Genomic DNA, 17,237 nt, shown 5'->3' on the forward strand with positions numbered 1-17,237 from the left:
GTGATGTATAATGGAAGAAAAGAATAATGAACTTCTGTACAGCTGGCTGGCGTTAATTGTTGTGGTAATAGGCACCTTTATGTCAATACTTGACAGTAGTATAGTAAATATTGCTATTCCCAAAATGATGGCTGTTTTTGGAGTATCTATGAATGATTCAAAATGGATACTTACAGCATATACCCTGGCCCTTGGGGCAATTATACCCCTAACTGGATATTTGCAGGACGTCTTTGGTTCCAAAAAAATATATATGTTTGCATTGTCAATGTTTACCTTGGGATCCATGCTGTGTGGATTCGCATGGAGTAATACTTCAATGATATGTTTCCGTGTTATCCAGGCCGTTGGTGGAGGTATGATAATGCCAGTGGGAATGTCCATAATATATGAACTATTTCCCAGGGAAAAGATAGGTCTGGCTCTTGGAGTCTGGGGAATAGCCTCTATGGCAGCACCTTCTATAGGCCCGACCCTAGGTGGATATATTATTGAAAAGATGGATTGGAGGCTTATTTTCAATATAAATGTTCCCATCGGTATTATAGGGGTAGTGCTTGCTGCTATTTTATTAAAGGACTCAAAAAAGAGAGCCTTTAAATCCTTTGATATAATAGGTTTTTTATCCTCCACCATAGGTATAGTGAGCATATTATACGTGTTGGGTGAGTGGGTTTCCATTGATTGGGGAGAAATGAGATATCCCATGCTGCTTACCCTGGGATGTTTAAGTCTGGTGTTATTTGTGGTGAATGAACTTACCCACCCCAATCCCCTGCTGGATCTGCGTATTTTCAAATTATTTGATTTCAGTCTCAGTCAAATCATAACTTCTGTATTGACACTGGCACTTATGGGCGGAGTATATGTGCTGCCCTTGTTCCTGCAGAATATAAAAGGTTATACGGCAATGGACACAGGCCTTGTTATGCTGCCTGCTGCCCTGGTAATGGGGATTTTAATGCCCATAAGCGGAAATTTGTTTGATAAATTTGGTGCAAAACCAATTGCAGTACCCGGAGTTGCAATATTAGGCATAAGCTCCTACTATCTTTCAACTTTAATCAATATGAATTCCTCAAAAGAAGCAGTAATAATCGCCCTGTGCATAAGATCCGTTGGTATTGGATTTGCCATGATGCCAATTAATACTGCGGGAATGAATGTTGTACCTGGAAATTTGATAGGGAAAGCTTCTGCCCTTTCCAACGCCATAAGGCAGATAGTAGGTTCTATCAGTATAACTATAATGTCCACAATTATACAGGGAAAAACCAATTATAATTATCTAAAGCTGTCTGAACAGATAAATGTCTACAACAATGCCTCCAATAATACTATAAATGTACTGACAAAAGCATATATGTATGATGGACAATCACAGGGAACAGCTAAGAGCTCAGCACTATCTGCAATGACTAAAATGATTCAGGGCCAGGCCACTGTAGATGCCATGGCATATGCTCTTTGTGTAACTTCCATTGTAGTGACTTTTGCTGTAATATTGATCTTAATGATGAGAAATAAAAAAATTCCTAAAAAAGCAAATAATAAAAGGGAGTTGAAAAGAAATGAAGGAGGATCCGTTACAGTGGAATGAAGAATTAATAGCAAAACAGTCAGATGAGATAATCAAGATTTTTAAAAATATCAACAGTGTTCTCAGATGTAAATTTCAGGAATTTGCAAGACAGTATGGCTTTACGGCACCCCAGCTTACAGTTATATTCCACTTATATAAAATGCCCGGCATGACCCTTAATGAATTGAGCAATCATTTAATGCTCACAAAAAGCACCGTATCAGGTATAGTAAAACGTCTGGTTAATCAGGGTATAGTAATCAGAGAAATACCTGAGGACAATCGAAGGATTGTAAAACTGTCCATTTCTGAAGACTTTAAAAAAGACAATGATATAGTCGGCATAAAGAAAGCCCTTATTTCCCAATGCATATCATATAGCATAAGAAATATGAACCCAAATAAGGTAGATGAAGTTATTGAAGCACTAAAATATTTTAGTTTATTGTTAAATAGAGATAAGGCCAAATAATTACCCCAGGGGTAATTATTTACCCTGGGGTATTATTGACAAAATTGCGGGAAAGCAATATAATATGCAATAAACAATGCTCTATCACATCAATGATCTACACTCTAAAATTTAAAACATACCTCTTTTTAATATTGTTTAAGATTTTAATATACATAATAACTATTCATCATGCGTAATAGTAGATATAAATTAAAGAGGAGAGGTGACTATGAATTTTAAAGAAATAATTGAAAAGGATAGAGAAGTTAGAAAAAAGCAAGAGTTTGAAGGTACTTTTCTAGAATATTTACAAATCGTAAAAAACAATCCTCAATTGGTAAAATTGGCACACAAAAGAATGTACAATATTATAATGAGCAAAGGCTACAAAGTGCTAAAACCTGAAGAAAATCCAAGAATTAAAAAACTATACGGCAATGAATCAATCAAGAAGTATAATTTCTTTAAGGATGATTTTTTCGGAATTGACAAAGTAATAATGAAACTTGTTAATTATTTTCATTCTGCAGCAATGAGCGGTGAAGAATCACGGCAGGTGCTTTATTTAGTAGGTCCTGTGGGAGCAGGTAAATCGTCTCTTGTGGAATCAATTAAAAAGGCACTGGAAACCTCTGAACCTATCTACTCTCTCAAGGGCTGTCCTATGAGAGAAGAACCACTTCACTTGATACCAAATCATTTAAAACATGATTTTGAAAAAATTCTGGGTGTAGAAATTGAGGGAGATTTATGTCCCGTCTGCAAATACAGGTTAAAACATGAATATAAGGGAGAATATGAAAGATTTCCTGTGGTAACTAATGACTTTTCCATTCGTTCAAGGAAGGGTATCGGGGTAGTACCTCCGGTTGATCCAAATAATCAGGACACATCAGTTCTGACAGGTTCCATTGATATATCAAAGATGGATATGTATCCTGAGGATGATCCCAGAATATTTTCATTGAATGGTGCATTCAATGTGGGAAATAGAGGTCTGGTAGAATTTATAGAAGTTTTTAAGAATGACGTGGAATATCTTCATACCATTATCACAGCTACCCAGGAAAAATCTGTTCCATCTCCAGGAAAGGGCTCAATGATTTATTTTGATGGAATTATTCTAGCTCATTCCAATGAATCAGAGTGGAACAAATTTAAATCCGATCATACCAACGAGGCAATACTTGATAGAATAGTAAAAATTGAGGTTCCATATTGCATGGAATTAAATGAAGAAGTTAAAATATATAAAAAGATACTGGGTAAAAGTCAATTTAATGCACATATAGCTCCACACACTATTGAAATCGCAGCAACATTTGCAATTCTTTCAAGGCTTTCCCCTTCTAACAAAGTAGACCCCATAACAAAATTAAAAATCTATAATGGGGAAGATATAGTGGAAAAAGGAAGTACCAAAAAAATTGACTTTTCGGAATTAAAGGAAGAAGCCGGCATGCGGGAAGGCATGACTGGAATTTCAACAAGATTTATTATCAAAGCTCTAGATGATGCACTTTCCAATTCAGAATATAATTGCATTAATCCGCTAAGTGTAATGGAAAGCTTGATAAAAGCAGTAAAAGATCTGGATATAGCAGAAGATGATAAAAAAAGATATCTGACATTTTTAAAAGACTCTATTAGGAAAGAATACAACAAAATACTTGAAAAAGAAGTGACCAAGGCATTTATTCACAGTTTTAAAGAACAGGCAGAGAGTCTGTTTGATAATTACCTGGATCATGCTGAAGCTTATGTAAATAAAAATAAAATCAAAGATCGATCTACTGGTGAGGAGTTAGAGCCAGATGAAGTCTTTATGAGATCCATAGAGGAACACATTGGTATTTCAGAAAGCTCTGCAAAAGGATTTAGGACAGACGTTACATCTTACATGTTTTATATTATACGAAACGGCGGGAAAATTACCTATACTTCTTATGAGCCTCTTAAAGAAGCTATTGAAAAAAAGCTCACTACCTCTGTAAAAGAACTGTCCAGAATTATAACCAAATCCAAAGTAAGAGACAAGGATCAGAACGAAAAGTACAATTCCATGGTAACAGAAATGAAAGCAAATGGATATTGTGATCACTGCTGTGATGTAATTTTAAAATATGCTTCTAACAATTTGTGGAAGGATTGATTTTATGGCTATTTTCAGAGAGTTTGATGCTGGTGGACACCATGATAGATCCTTAGAAGATAGAAGACGTCATAGACAATTGGTGGAAAAATCAATTAAAGATAATCTGGCAGATATAATATCGGAAGAAAGCATTATAGGGCAAAATAAGAACAGAAAAATCAAGATTCCCATAAAAGGCATTAAAGAATATCAATTTATATATGGAGATAATAATTCCGGTATTGGAAGCGGTAATGGAGCACAAAAAAGAGGAGACAAGATTGGAAAATCCCTTGGAAATAAAAAAGGTACCGGTAATAAGGGTGCCGGCAATGAAGAAGGGGAAGATATATATGAAACTGAGATCACCTTAGAAGATCTGATAAATTATCTTCTGGAAGATTTGGAACTGCCTTTAATGGACAAGAAAAAATTTTCCGATTTATTATTAAAAAATTCATTCAAAAAAACAGGTTATCAAAAAAATGGCATAAATCCAAGGCTTGCTAAAAAAAGAACTGTTGTTGAAAAACTCAAAAGGCAGCAAAATATGAAAAGAGATTTAAAAGAAGCTGAAGATGAATTACCAAATGATCAATTACCACCTGAAAATCAAATGCAGCAATATAAAGACATGAAATCAAGAGTTCCTTTTAAACAAGATGATTTAAGATATTTCAGGGTAAAAAAGAAGCCAAAACGGGAATTAAATGCCGCTGTTATTTGTGTAATGGATACTTCAGGTTCCATGGACAGTACAAGAAAATTTTTAGCAAGATCCTTTTTCTTTGTTCTATACCAGTTCGTAAAAATGAAATACAGCACTGTGGAAGTAAAGTTTATTGCACACTCAACTACTGCCAAAGTGGTTACGGAAAATGAGTTCTTCCACAAAGTAGAATCCGGAGGAACTTATATATCAAGTGGATTGCAAAAAGCCCTGGAAATAATTGAAGAAAACTATAATCCTGCTTATTGGAATGTGTATACATTCTATGTAAGTGATGGTGACAACTGGAGTGAGGACAATGAAAGAGCTTTAAAGTGCGGCAAGGAATTGTGTGAAATATGTAATTTTTTCAGCTATGCTGAAATTATGCCCAGTTCTTACGGCAGCAATATAAAAGAAACTTTTGAAAGTGGAATCAATAAAAGTAATTTTACTGTTGTCACTATCAACGAAAAACAAGATTTATGGAAATCCCTTAAAGAAATATTACAAAAAGATTTGGAAGGAAGGTGATTTCCCTGGAATATACAAATAAAGATTTAAAAAACTGGTGTGATATTATAGAAAATGGCGCTAAAAAATTAGGTCTTGATTTTTATCCTCAAGAGTTTGAAATTGTAGATTATAAAGATATGATAGGTTATGAGGCATATTTAGGAATGCCATCAAGATACCCTCATTGGAGCTTTGGTAAATCCTATGATAAGGCAGATTCATTGTACAAATACAATATTTCAGGACTTCCTTATGAGATGGTAATAAACTCAAATCCATGTCTTGCCTATTTAATGAAAGACAATACACTGCTGCTTCAAATCCTCACTATGGCTCACGTATACGGACACAATGATTTTTTTAAAAATAACAGATTGTTCAAAGAAGGAACCAGGGCAGCCTATACTATTGAAATGTTTAAAAATCATGCGGATATGGTAAGGGAATACGTAAATGATCCAAGTATAGGATATGAGGAAGTTGAAAAAATTTTAAACGCAGCTCATGCTATAAGATTTCAATTCAATAGAACCATTGGTATGGGAAAAACGGAAGAGGAATCCAAAGAGGATATTATAGCTTTTATTATAAATCATGGTGAACTGGAAGAGTGGCAGAAAAATATTTTAAATGTGGTTAGAAAGGAATCCCAATATTTCATACCACAGGTTGAAACAAAAATTATGAATGAAGGATGGGCAAGTTACTGGCACTATAAAATTTTAAATTACCTGGAGCTTCCATCTTCCCTTCACCTTGAATTTATTAAAAGACACAATGATGTTATTGCCCCTCTTATGGGAACAATAAATCCATATTATCTTGGTTTTAAGATGTTTCAGGATCTAGAGAAAAGATATGGAGCGGATAAAATATTTGAGGTAAGATCCATAGAGAGAGATGAATCTTTTATCAGAAGATATTTAACAGAAGATTTATGCAGTGAAATGAATCTATTTGAATATATAAAGAAAAATGATGATTATGTTATAAAAGAAATTTCCGATGACAGCGGATGGACTGAAATCAGAAACACCTTGTGCAATACCTGTGGTGCCAACATGATACCAAATATCGTAGTTGATCAGATATCAAAAAAAGATGGTGCCCTTGTACTTAATCATCTTTATGAAGGAAGAGAATTAAATTCAGCTTACACGGAAGCAACTCTAAAACACATTTATGATCTTTGGAAATATCCTGTAGAATTAAATACTACTATAGATAAAGATAAAATAAAAGTTTGCTGCAGGGAAGATAAAAAAATTTCCTATACTACTTTAAGATAAAGTTAAAACCATAGACAGTGACTGTTATTGTCACTGTCTATTATTTTTTAATGGATTATGATTTTTAAGGAACTCGGCTACCCCGTCCTCATCATTTGATCCAATAACCTCCGTGGCTAAATTTTTCAACTGTACATATGCATTTTCTACTGCATATTTTTCCTGAGCAATTTTAAAAAGAGGTTCGTCATTTAAATTGTCTCCAAAACAAATCAGCTTATCAATTTTCAGGTATTTTTTTAGAAATTCAGCAGCCTGCCTTTTATTACCCCGAGGATTTGTAACTTCCAGCCAGAAAAATCCTTTGGAGTATATTTCCTCAGTGTATTGGCAGCTGGCATCCAGATTATTTTTAAACAATCTATAAGTGCTATCGAGACAGCCTTTTTTTTCTATTGCAAAAATATTTATTATATTATAATCTTTAACAGATAAAAAATTGTCCACTGCAGTGAGTCTTTTATCCTTCTGTATCCTCCTTGAATTCACATATACCTTCTGTCCGTAATTTAATACTCTTCTGTAAAATATTTTTTTATTGCCCTTTAAGTCCACAGCTGATACAAAGGGGAAAATATTTTTGAATTCATAATAATTCAAAATAAATTCAACAGAGCTTTTATCCAGATAATTTTCAATAATATTTTTATCTGAAATAGGATCATATACAAATACTCCATTGTTCAAGATCACCGGTAATTTTAAATTAAGAGATTTCAATATATTTTTTGAAGCTTCATAGGATCTGGCTGTAGCAATAGTAAATTTCAACCCCGAAGCTATCAATCCATTTATAATTTTAGCTGAGTTGCAGCTTATGACTTGCTTTGAATTTAGCAAAGTTCCATCTAAGTCTGAAATATATAAGTTCAAAGTTTTCCTCCTTTTTCAATTCTGCTAGTTTCAATGCCTGCAGTTTCAATCTGGCCACATCAAAGTGTATTTTCCGCTATTATTTTTTTTGCCCTGTCAATCATATCAGGAAGTAAATCGGAAGGCACAAAGCTCTTTCCCGCTTTTGTTTTAACCATGTATCTTGCACATTTATATTTATCTTTTTCACAATATTCCCTTTTGTATTTATAAACAAACTTATTGTCAATTTTTATTTTACCAGTGTAAATGGGACAGCCCTGTAAATTTTCACATTTCATATTAAAAGCACCCCGACTTATCTTTATTTATTCTAAATGATTTATTATCTAATGCCCTTTGAACAGCTAATATGCCATCCAGATGATCATATTCATGCTGTATTAATTCTGATAAATCACCTTCAGCTTCCATTACACAATGCTTCCACTGCAGATCCCTATAATGTATTCTACACTTTTTGTATCTATACAACTCTACCTCCAAGCCCGGGAAACTCATGCAGTCATCCCACATTTTAAATTTCTCATTGTCATAGAACTCAAGTTTAGGATTTATAAAAGCTATGGATTTGCCATCAAAATTCATGTATATTATCCTAAAGAGCTCATTAATTTGAGGTGCTGCTATAGCCCTGCCAAATCCATATTTCTCTCTAAAATCCAGCATTGTATCCTGCAAATCTCTCACTATTTGTTTTGCCTTATCTATATTATCTTCAGAAATCTCCCTGGAAGTCTTGTATAAATCTTTATTACCCAATAATAATATTTCCCTTATAGCCATAATTTACACCCTCCTTATTATACAATTCACAATTCACAGTTCAGTATTTTCCGCCGCCTCGGAGGAAAATCCATGCATTTATTATAACATTTATAACAACAATTATGAGTAGTAGTTTTCCAGTGGTATGTCAAGTGCCTCGGAGGCGCTTACATTATCTATCAGTATCTCGGAGAAACAGGAACAGGCCAGAAAGGTTTTACTCCGCTTAAAACCTGATGTATGCCAATGGCAGAATGAAGAGACATCCTTTTTACAGCTTCTTCGGTATGTGCTGCAGTATGAGGTGTTACAATTACATTGTCAAGTTTAAAGAGAGGGTTGTCTTTTGATGGAACTTCGCCGGTAAACACATCAATGGCAGCCCCTGCAATTTTTTTATTCAGCAGGGCATCAATCAGAGCACTTCTGTCTACGACTTCTCCCCTGGCTGTATTTATGAGAAAGGCTCCTGGTTTCATGAGAGAAATTTCCCTCTGGCCTATAATATTTCTGGTTGAATCAGTAAAGGGTACATTTAAACTTATAAAATCCGAGTTTTCAAGAACATACTCCAAATTGTCCGTAAGTTGAATACCTTCCATTTTCACTGAATCAATATGACGCCTAAATCCTATAACCTTCATCCCAAATCCCTTGGAAGCCTTAGAAGCAACAAGCTCACCTATGCTGCCTATGCCCACAATTCCAAGAACCTTTCCCTCAAGATCCAATCCAAGAGTTTCTCTTATGTCAAAATTCCCATTTCTCAATTCCCTGTCATATATAAAAAGCTTTTTAGCCAGGGCTATGATAAGTCCCATGGTATATTCGGCCACTGAATTTTTATTTGACTGTGGAGAATTGGTAATCTGTATTCCCCTTTTAGCTGCAGCCTTAATATCTATGTTGTCCACACCTACTCCAAATTTTGATATAACTTTTAATTTAGGCGCATAATTTATAACATTCTCTGTAATACGCGCCATACGTACCAGTATTGCATCGCAATCCCTGACTTCCCTTATAAGTATATCTTCTCTGATACCTGATGCCATTTTTATCTCATAACCATACTTTTCAAGATATTCTTTGCCCTCATCGTCTATATCTTCAGTGATCAAAACCTTATAACTCATACTATCTCCTTCTTTCTGTAATGTCTCATATATATTTTAAAGCTAGATGTCATGCCCGGCCTATTCCCATTATATGTAAGCGTACCAGAGGAACTTACAATATCTATAAGCACCTCAGGGGAAGTCTATCTAGTGCCTCGGGGAAAGTTTAGCCAGTTTAACAGCCACTATATAAGTTATTGAAACTATTATCATACTGGGTACAGTGGCACCAAATATGAAGTTTGTTCTGATAAATATGTAATATACAAACATACCAAAAATACATACTATAAAAGCTACTGCCTTTGAAACCATATTTCTCTCTTTCTTGGTATGTGCACTAATTATAAAATAATCAGTCAGCAATATGGCAAAGGATGGAGCAAATACAATGCCTATACTATAGAGAAAGTTCTCATAATTGTTCACATTGAACATTAAAGAAATGACAGTTCCTATTATGGTTATAATTACGGCTATTGTCTTTTCATTTATTGTTTTTCTATTGAATCCATATATCATGTTCACAAGTGTGACACCTGCAGAGTAGGCATACATAAATGCAGTAGTGATAGTGGATAATATGATAACTCCAAATGTGACAAATGCTGCATTTCTTGAGAATAGTGCCCCCTTTATATCCATGTTTCCAAATATACAACTTACTCCAAGTCCTATAATCAGCATAAGTGAACTTCCTGATATGTATCCTATAAAGCTTCCCCACATACCCTGTTTTGTATTTACAGAAAATTTTGTGTAATCGGAGATCTTTGATACCCAGGATAATGGCATAATGACAACTAATTCAAATGCCCTTCCAAATTGAATTTTACTCTGGCCGGCACTGAGTGGCATTTTATTATATTTAAACATAACATAAGCTAAAATAAAAGTTAATATAAAAAGAACAACAACTGTTACATTATTTACATTTTTATAATTGGTTATGCCGCAAATTATCCATATTATAATCATCACACCGGTTATAACAGTCCATAAAAATATATTATTTAAAGACCACAGCATAGTACTTATTTCATTTATATATCCAGCTGTATATTTTATCATTATGGTCAGCCAGCCTACAAGTTGAAATATATTTAAAATTGAAAAAACGCAGGATCCGTATATACCAAAAGAATACCTGGTAGAATCTATACCAGATATTCTTTCACGAGTTCCAATTATCCCTACAAGTACAAGTATAATGGTCCCTACAAGATTTCCCAATACAATAGCCAGTAATCCCTTTTCAAAACCGACAGATGCTATGAGCTTACCCGTCAATATTTCAGTTATGGATATTGACGCACCGCACCATAAAAGTACAAAATCCCAAAAATATAGTTTCTTATTCATATGCAGTCACTACCTTCAAGTTATTACCCCGGGGGAAATTTAAGCCTTAAAGAACCACTGCTTTCCTTCTACAAGCCTGGATATCATCATGCTGGATACCGTATTCCCAGTAGAATTCAATACAGTAGCTGGTGCATCTATTATAACACTTATAACTGCAATTATGGGTAGTAATTCAGGCGGGAAATTATATACGCTCAATATGAGCATCTCACCAATCATACCACCGCTGGGAATAGCAGCCATTACAGCTCCCACTAAAAAGGCCACAAAAATTATAGACAGTATGGATGAAATACTGGTCATATTTTTTCCAAAGAGCCCAAACAAAAATGTAATCTTCATAACTCCACCAATGGCAGATCCATCTTTATGGATATTGGCACCCAGTGGAATTACAGTTTCAGCCACATCCTGGGGAACTCCCATTTTTTTCGTAAACTCCAGGTTAATTGGAATACTGGCTGCACTCGAGCATGTAGCCAATGCCGTTATAGTAGGTGTTATGGCATTTTTCCAGAATATATTGATTGTTTTCTTCCCTCCGGCCAAAAAAGCGTATATAGTAAAGAATCCAAAATAGTAAATAACAGTTATGATTATATAGAGAATAAATACTCTTAAATATCCCTGAAGTATTTGAGGTCCCAGGGAACCTATAACTGCAGCAAAATAGCATCCAAGACCTATTGGTGCATAGTACATTACTATCTTTACCATCTTCATGGTGACCTCTGATGCTGCCGTCAAAAATTTTGTAACAGGTTCAGCCTTTTCTCCAAGCATGGCTGTTGAAATTCCAAAAAGTACTGAGAACACAATAAGCTGGAGCATATTGCTCTTGGAAAGTAAAGAGGCAAAATCTGAAACAGTAACAGTATTTACAAGCTGTTCCAAAACTCCACCCTGCTTAACCTGCTGTGCTGCATTGCCGCCAGTTGATACAATCTTTTTTAGTGTACTATAATCTATGCCTTTAGCAGGGTTTACTATAAGGGCACCTATAAATCCAATTACGGATGCTATAAGAGCGGTACATAAAAATACAAGAAATGTACTGGCCATAATCTTACCCAGCCTTTTCATCCCCTTCATATTGGCTATAGCAGAAGTAACACTAAAAAACACCAGTGGTATTATTATCATAAACATCAGATTTAAAAATAAGTCCCCAAAAGGCTTTAACACTATAGTTTTAGATCCACCCAAAATACCTATGACAGCACCTAAAATTATTGAACCCAATAATAAGATAGAAAATTTATAGGTTTTTAAAAATGCCTTCATCAATTAATACCTCCCAAATCTTATTTATATTGTGAAATTAAAGCTTAGTCTATATTTTATTATATCTCAATTTTTTGCGATTTTTATTGCTAAAACTGCTTGAAACATTGCAAAAAATGCTTTAACCTATAATTATAGTGTAAATGAGGAGAAATAATTAATGTGGGAAAATAAAATTCTAAAAATAAAAAAAGGTTACCTCAACAATGACTTTAGAATATTTCATTTAAGAGATAAGATATCCATTGATTTTCAATTTCACTATCATGATTTTAACAAAATAGTAATTTTCATATCCGGTGATGTCACTTATTTAATAGAAGGCAGCTCCTATAAGTTAAAACCCTGGGATATACTTCTTATAAACAGCAATGATATACATAAAGCCTTGATAAACCCGAATGAAGTTTATGAACGGATGATTCTCTGGATAAACCCTGATTTTTTAATAAGCCGCAATAATAAATGCAATTTATTAAGTTGCTTTGAATTGGCATCAAAGCGGCGTTTTAACCTACTTAGGCTGGAAAATAATCATCTTAATATTATAAAAAAATTACTCTTTGCCATGGAAACTTCATTGAAAAATAAAGAGCTGGGATATAAAGTACTTATGGATTCCCTGTTTATGCAATTCATGGTTTATGCAAACAGATTATTTTTAAGTCAAAAAGATATGAGGGAATTGTCTGATATCAAATGTGATGAAAATATAACCAATATTTTAAATTATATAAATGAAAATTTAAAGGAAAACCTATCCCTAGATAATATTTCTTCCAAGTTCTACATGAGCAAATATTATCTGATGCATAAATTCAAGGAACAAACCGGATACACAATTCACAGTTATATACTGCAGAAAAGACTCATCATGTCAAATCTATTGATAAAAAAGGGCAAAAGCATAACAGATGCCTGTTTAGAATCCGGCTTCAATGACTATTCAAATTTTCTAAGGGCATTTAAAAAAATGTTCAGGCTCTCTCCCAGAGAATATTATAAGAATTAAAATGGGTTTCATCAGATGTAAAATTCACGAGACAATTTTCATCTGATAAAACCCTCATCATTTAAAAGTGTGTTTTATTTATCCAGCGTAATAATGGTTCCCGTCTTATCTTCCAGTGCATCTACTGCTTTGTACAGGGAAGTAATTATTGCCTTGTGAGAAGGATCTGCTTTTGCAAACATTATGGCAGCCTTTACTTTTGGGAGCATGGATCCTGCTGCAAAATGACCTTCTTCCATATATTTTTCAGCTTCTGCCACTGTAATATGATCCAAGTTGATCTGATTTGGCTTGTTGAAATTAATTGCTGCCTTTTCAACTTCTGTCAATATCATAAGGATATCTGCATTCATGTCCTCAGCCAATCTTTCAGCGGCAAGATCCTTGTCTATAACAGCTGCTACACCCTCCAGTGATCCATCCTCTTTTTCAACAACAGGAATGCCGCCGCCGCCAGCTGCTACACATATAGTGGAATCCCATAATACCTTAATGGCAGGGAGTTCTACTATCCTCTTTGGAACTGGTGAAGCTACAACCCTTCTCCATCCTCTTCCTGAATCTTCTTTCATTGTATATCCCTTTTCAGTCTTAAGCTTGTCAGCTTCTTCTTTAGTATAAAAAGGTCCTATAGGTTTAGTTGGGCTTTTAAATGCATCATCATTTCTGTCAACTACCGACTGAGTTATAAGTGTTACTACCGGCACTTTCTTATTTCTCTTGTCCAATGCTTTTCTCAAAGCTTGTTGTATATGATATCCTATATAACCCTGACTCATAGCACCGCATACATCAAAGGGCATAGATGGTGTAACATCTTTTGCTGCTTCGGATGACATGAGAATTCTTCCAACCTGCGGTCCGTTTCCATGAACTATTGCAGTTTCATATCCCTTGCAGCTTATATCAGCAATATATTCACAAGTTTTTTTTACCACTTCCAGCTGTGCCTCTGCCGTTGCAGGAGTTCCAGATTCCTGAAGTGCATTTCCTCCCAATGCTATAACTAATTTACAAAATCCCATTATATATATTCCTCCACAAATTTTATTATACCTTTTTTAAATGATTTATCTAATCTATAAATTAATATGTGCCATCTCTGCACAAATTATAATTCTATTTATCAGTAAAATTATTTACATAAGATATCGGAATAAGTGCATACATTGCTGCACATTTTACAAGTTCATCTTTCCATGTTTTCTCGTTAGGTGCATGAGCTTGATCTTCATGACCCGGTCCAAATCCAATGCATGGTATTTTATATCTTCCCATTATTGAAACTCCGTTTGTAGAGAATGTCCACTTGTCTACCTTTGGCTCACTCTTGAATAGATCCCTATAACAGCTTACAGCATTCCGACATACTTTATCAACTTCAGGCAGTACCCATGTAGGGAAGAAACACTCAGTTGGATATTTTAACCCAGTATAGGAAGGCCTTTCATAAGTATACATTTCAACATCAGCTTTTGCAGCTTTAACAGAAGGCAATTCCTTGATTTGCTCAATTGCATATTTCCAGGTTTCACCATTGGTAAGTCTTCTATCAATAGAAACAGTGCATCCATCTGCTACAGCACATCTTGAAGGTGATGAGAAGAAAATTTCAGATACAGTTAAAGTGCCCTTACCCAGGAAAGGATCATCAATAAGTCTTTCATTCAGGTCTTTCAGTTCATTTAATATAGGAGCCATCTTAAATATTGCATTGTCTCCTCTTTCTGGTGCAGAGCCATGACAGCTTATCCCATGTGTAGTAACTTTTATCTCCATTCTTCCTCTGTGCCCTCTATATATATTTGTGGAGGAAGGCTCTGTAAGTACAACAAATTCAGGTTTTATCTTGTCTTCATTAATTATATACTGCCAGCACAGGCCATCACAATCTTCTTCCTGGACAGTACCTGTTACTATAAGTGTATAATCATCTTCCAGTCCCAAATCCTTAATTATCTTTCCGGCATAGACCATAGATGCCATTCCGCCTTCCTGGTCCGATACACCTCTTCCAACTATGATTTCATCATCTTCATACCCTTCATAAGGATCGTAATCCCAAAGGTTTCTATCTCCTATACCAACTGTATCTATATGAGCGTCCATGGCAATAATATGTTTTCCATGTCCTATATATCCCAGCACATTTCCCATAGGATCTATATCAACTTTATCAAATCCTACTTTTTCCATTTCCGCTTTTATTCTAAGTATTACCTTTTCTTCTCCACAGCTTTCACTTGGAATAGCAGCCATATCTCTTAAAAACCTGGATATTTCAGGCTTATATTTTTTTGCCAGTTCTAATATTTTTTCCTTGTTTGCATTTAAATCCATATTAAATCTCTCCCATCCATTTATTATATTTTTAATTTTAGGTGTTTAAAGACTTCCCTTACTTATCCTTTGTTTATAAATTAACTAGTTAATCTAATATTATAATATGAGCTTTACTTTGTCAATATTTAAATAAAACATTTACATTGGGTTTATTCTTTGACTATTTTAAAAATGATGCCTTATAGTTATTCCATAATCTTCCTTGTGCGGGATTCCATTTTCCACAGCAATTTTACCATTTAATACAACATGCTTTATTCCAACAGGATCTTTCCTTGGATTGCTGTAATCCTCATATCCTGAAATTTCATTAAAATCAAATACAGTAATATCAGCTGTCTTTCCAACGGCCAGCTGCCCCCTATCTTCCAGGCCCAATGTTACTGCCGGGAATAGTGTTGATTTATATATGCCTTTTTCAAGGCTAACAGCTTTTTTTTCTCTTATAAATTTACCTATAAAAAGAGGATAGTTGCCATATAGGCGGGGATGAGGCACCCCTGCAGGTATACTGTCGGATCCCACCATCTGGAGAGGGTGTTTTATAAGTTCAACAGTGTCTTCATCCGAAAATATATTTAGAGTCACTATTCCCACTCCTGTATTTTCTTCAATGAGAAGTCCGGCCATAAAATCCACCGGATGAATACTTAAACTTTTAGAGATTTCCCCTATGGTTTTCCCTATGTATTTCAAATTTTCAGGTTTTTTCAGGGAAGTAATGAGTATTCCATCCCAGCCTGCTATTGCACTGTAGTTATCCCAGCCAGTATAATTTATGGAAGTGTCTGCAATTTCCCTTTTAACTCTGTCCAGTGACTTAACATCCTTTAACATTCTAATGAGTTCGTCGGTTCCCTTTTCCGTAATCCATGGCGGTAGGAGCTGGGTCATAAGAGTACTTCCTGAAAGATAAAGATGTTCATCAAAGGTAACAGTCACTCCTCTTTTAGCTGCCTCTTCCACAATTTCAATAAGTGATTCTGCACTGCATCCAAGTTCTTTAGAATTATAGGATCTCATATGTGAAATCTGAAGTCTTACACCTGACTCCCGAGCTACAGATATAATTTCGTTTAAGGCTTTTTTCATGGTATTGTCATGATTTCTCACATGGACCATAACAATTCCATTATAGTTTTTCACTACTTTACATAAAGCAGTCAATTCATGTTTACGGCTAAAAATGCCAGGAACATACTGAAGTCCGAAAGACATTCCAAAAGCGCCCTTTTTCATGGCATCATCTACCAGGTAGCACATTCTCTGAAGCTGGTCTTCATCAGGTATCTTACTGTTAAATCCCATTACGCTTGTTCTGACAGCACCATGGGAGATCAGTATACCATAATTATTTTTCAATCCCCTGGAACCAATACTATCCATATATTCATCAAGATCATGAAAACTCCACTTTAAATCCGGATTTCCCACTACCCCTTTAATGTAGTTCTTCCATCCAGCATCTTTACCGTTCACACAGGGTATAACCCCCAATCCACATTGACCAACCAACTCGGTGGTAACTCCCTGCATCAGCTTTAAGCCCCGAATTTTTTCACTCATAAAAGTAACCAGATCATTATGACTGTGGACATCAATAAAACCTGGACACACTACTAATCCAGAAGCATCAATAATTTTTTCAGCTTCCATGGATAGATCTTTTTCAATTTTTACTATTTTATCATCTATAATACCTATATCTGCGTTATAAGCAGTATTACCTGTTCCATCTACAATTAATCCATTGCTTATGAGAACATCCAACATCTTTATTACCCCTTTCT

Annotated in this window: 15 protein-coding genes; 6 read left to right on the forward strand and 9 right to left on the reverse strand. The window is 34.9% G+C overall.

Annotated elements, in window-relative coordinates; genetic code table 11:
* The first annotated feature begins 10 nt into the window (after nucleotides 1-10).
* The 5 genes from AB8U03_RS05570 to AB8U03_RS05590 all read left to right on the forward strand — a co-directional run bounded on the left by AB8U03_RS05570 (nucleotide 11) and on the right by AB8U03_RS05590 (nucleotide 6,684).
* A complete protein-coding gene (locus tag AB8U03_RS05570; protein ID WP_369703572.1) occupies nucleotides 11-1,600 on the forward strand; it encodes a DHA2 family efflux MFS transporter permease subunit in 1,590 nt (529 codons plus the stop codon).
* A complete protein-coding gene (locus AB8U03_RS05575; RefSeq protein ID WP_369703573.1) occupies nucleotides 1,572-2,054 on the forward strand; it encodes a MarR family winged helix-turn-helix transcriptional regulator in 483 nt (160 codons plus the stop codon). Before AB8U03_RS05570 ends, AB8U03_RS05575 begins: the two co-directional genes overlap by 29 nt.
* Before the next feature lie 211 nt (nucleotides 2,055-2,265).
* Nucleotides 2,266-4,188: a PrkA family serine protein kinase gene (locus tag AB8U03_RS05580; RefSeq protein WP_369703574.1), complete on the forward strand. Its 1,923-nt coding sequence runs from the start codon at nucleotides 2,266-2,268 to the stop codon at nucleotides 4,186-4,188.
* Nucleotides 4,189-4,192: 4 nt separating this feature from the next.
* The gene (gene yhbH / locus AB8U03_RS05585) at nucleotides 4,193-5,413 is read left to right on the forward strand and encodes a sporulation protein YhbH (RefSeq protein ID WP_369703575.1); all 1,221 of its coding nucleotides are present in this window, start codon (nucleotides 4,193-4,195) and stop codon (nucleotides 5,411-5,413) included.
* 5 nt (nucleotides 5,414-5,418) lie between these two features.
* The gene (locus AB8U03_RS05590) at nucleotides 5,419-6,684 is read left to right on the forward strand and encodes a SpoVR family protein (RefSeq protein ID WP_369703732.1); all 1,266 of its coding nucleotides are present in this window, start codon (nucleotides 5,419-5,421) and stop codon (nucleotides 6,682-6,684) included.
* A gap of 30 nt (nucleotides 6,685-6,714) precedes the next feature.
* Here AB8U03_RS05590 and AB8U03_RS05595 read toward each other — a convergent pair whose 3' ends face one another.
* The 6 genes from AB8U03_RS05595 to AB8U03_RS05620 form a co-directional block, all read right to left on the reverse strand.
* Nucleotides 6,715-7,557 (reverse strand): HAD family hydrolase, encoded by an 843-nt coding sequence (locus AB8U03_RS05595; RefSeq protein WP_369703576.1) that lies wholly within the window; start codon nucleotides 7,555-7,557, stop codon nucleotides 6,715-6,717.
* A gap of 59 nt (nucleotides 7,558-7,616) precedes the next feature.
* Nucleotides 7,617-7,838 carry a hypothetical protein gene (locus AB8U03_RS05600; RefSeq protein WP_369703577.1) on the reverse strand — a complete coding sequence of 74 codons (222 nt, stop codon included), beginning with the start codon at nucleotides 7,836-7,838 and terminating at the stop codon, nucleotides 7,617-7,619.
* 1 nt (nucleotide 7,839) lies between these two features.
* Nucleotides 7,840-8,343 carry a peptide deformylase gene (locus AB8U03_RS05605; RefSeq protein WP_369703578.1) on the reverse strand — a complete coding sequence of 168 codons (504 nt, stop codon included), beginning with the start codon at nucleotides 8,341-8,343 and terminating at the stop codon, nucleotides 7,840-7,842.
* Between the two features lie 161 nt (nucleotides 8,344-8,504).
* The gene (locus AB8U03_RS05610; protein ID WP_369703579.1) at nucleotides 8,505-9,461 is read right to left on the reverse strand and encodes a hydroxyacid dehydrogenase; all 957 of its coding nucleotides are present in this window, start codon (nucleotides 9,459-9,461) and stop codon (nucleotides 8,505-8,507) included.
* A 129-nt stretch (nucleotides 9,462-9,590) separates the two neighbouring features.
* A complete protein-coding gene (locus AB8U03_RS05615) occupies nucleotides 9,591-10,805 on the reverse strand; it encodes a cytosine permease (RefSeq protein WP_369703580.1) in 1,215 nt (404 codons plus the stop codon).
* A gap of 39 nt (nucleotides 10,806-10,844) precedes the next feature.
* Nucleotides 10,845-12,092: a dicarboxylate/amino acid:cation symporter gene (locus tag AB8U03_RS05620; RefSeq protein WP_369703581.1), complete on the reverse strand. Its 1,248-nt coding sequence runs from the start codon at nucleotides 12,090-12,092 to the stop codon at nucleotides 10,845-10,847.
* Nucleotides 12,093-12,252: 160 nt separating this feature from the next.
* On the opposite strand from AB8U03_RS05620, the gene AB8U03_RS05625 reads away from it, so the two are divergent.
* On the forward strand, nucleotides 12,253-13,104 hold the full coding sequence (locus AB8U03_RS05625; protein ID WP_369703582.1) for an AraC family transcriptional regulator: 852 nt from the start codon (nucleotides 12,253-12,255) through the stop codon (nucleotides 13,102-13,104).
* Nucleotides 13,105-13,178: 74 nt separating this feature from the next.
* On the opposite strand, the gene arcC is transcribed toward AB8U03_RS05625, so the two are convergent.
* The 3 genes from arcC to AB8U03_RS05640 form a co-directional block, all read right to left on the reverse strand.
* Entirely contained in the window at nucleotides 13,179-14,129 is a 951-nt protein-coding gene (gene arcC / locus AB8U03_RS05630; RefSeq protein WP_369703583.1) for a carbamate kinase, read from the reverse strand.
* Between the two features lie 94 nt (nucleotides 14,130-14,223).
* Nucleotides 14,224-15,444: a YgeY family selenium metabolism-linked hydrolase gene (locus tag AB8U03_RS05635; protein ID WP_369703584.1), complete on the reverse strand. Its 1,221-nt coding sequence runs from the start codon at nucleotides 15,442-15,444 to the stop codon at nucleotides 14,224-14,226.
* Nucleotides 15,445-15,612: 168 nt separating this feature from the next.
* On the reverse strand, nucleotides 15,613-17,220 hold the full coding sequence (locus AB8U03_RS05640; RefSeq protein WP_369703585.1) for an N-acyl-D-amino-acid deacylase family protein: 1,608 nt from the start codon (nucleotides 17,218-17,220) through the stop codon (nucleotides 15,613-15,615).
* Nucleotides 17,221-17,237: the final 17 nt, after the last annotated feature.

The organism is Clostridium moutaii, assembly GCF_041205085.1.
In the GTDB taxonomy this organism is placed as follows: domain Bacteria; phylum Bacillota; class Clostridia; order Clostridiales; family Clostridiaceae; genus Clostridium_B; species Clostridium_B moutaii.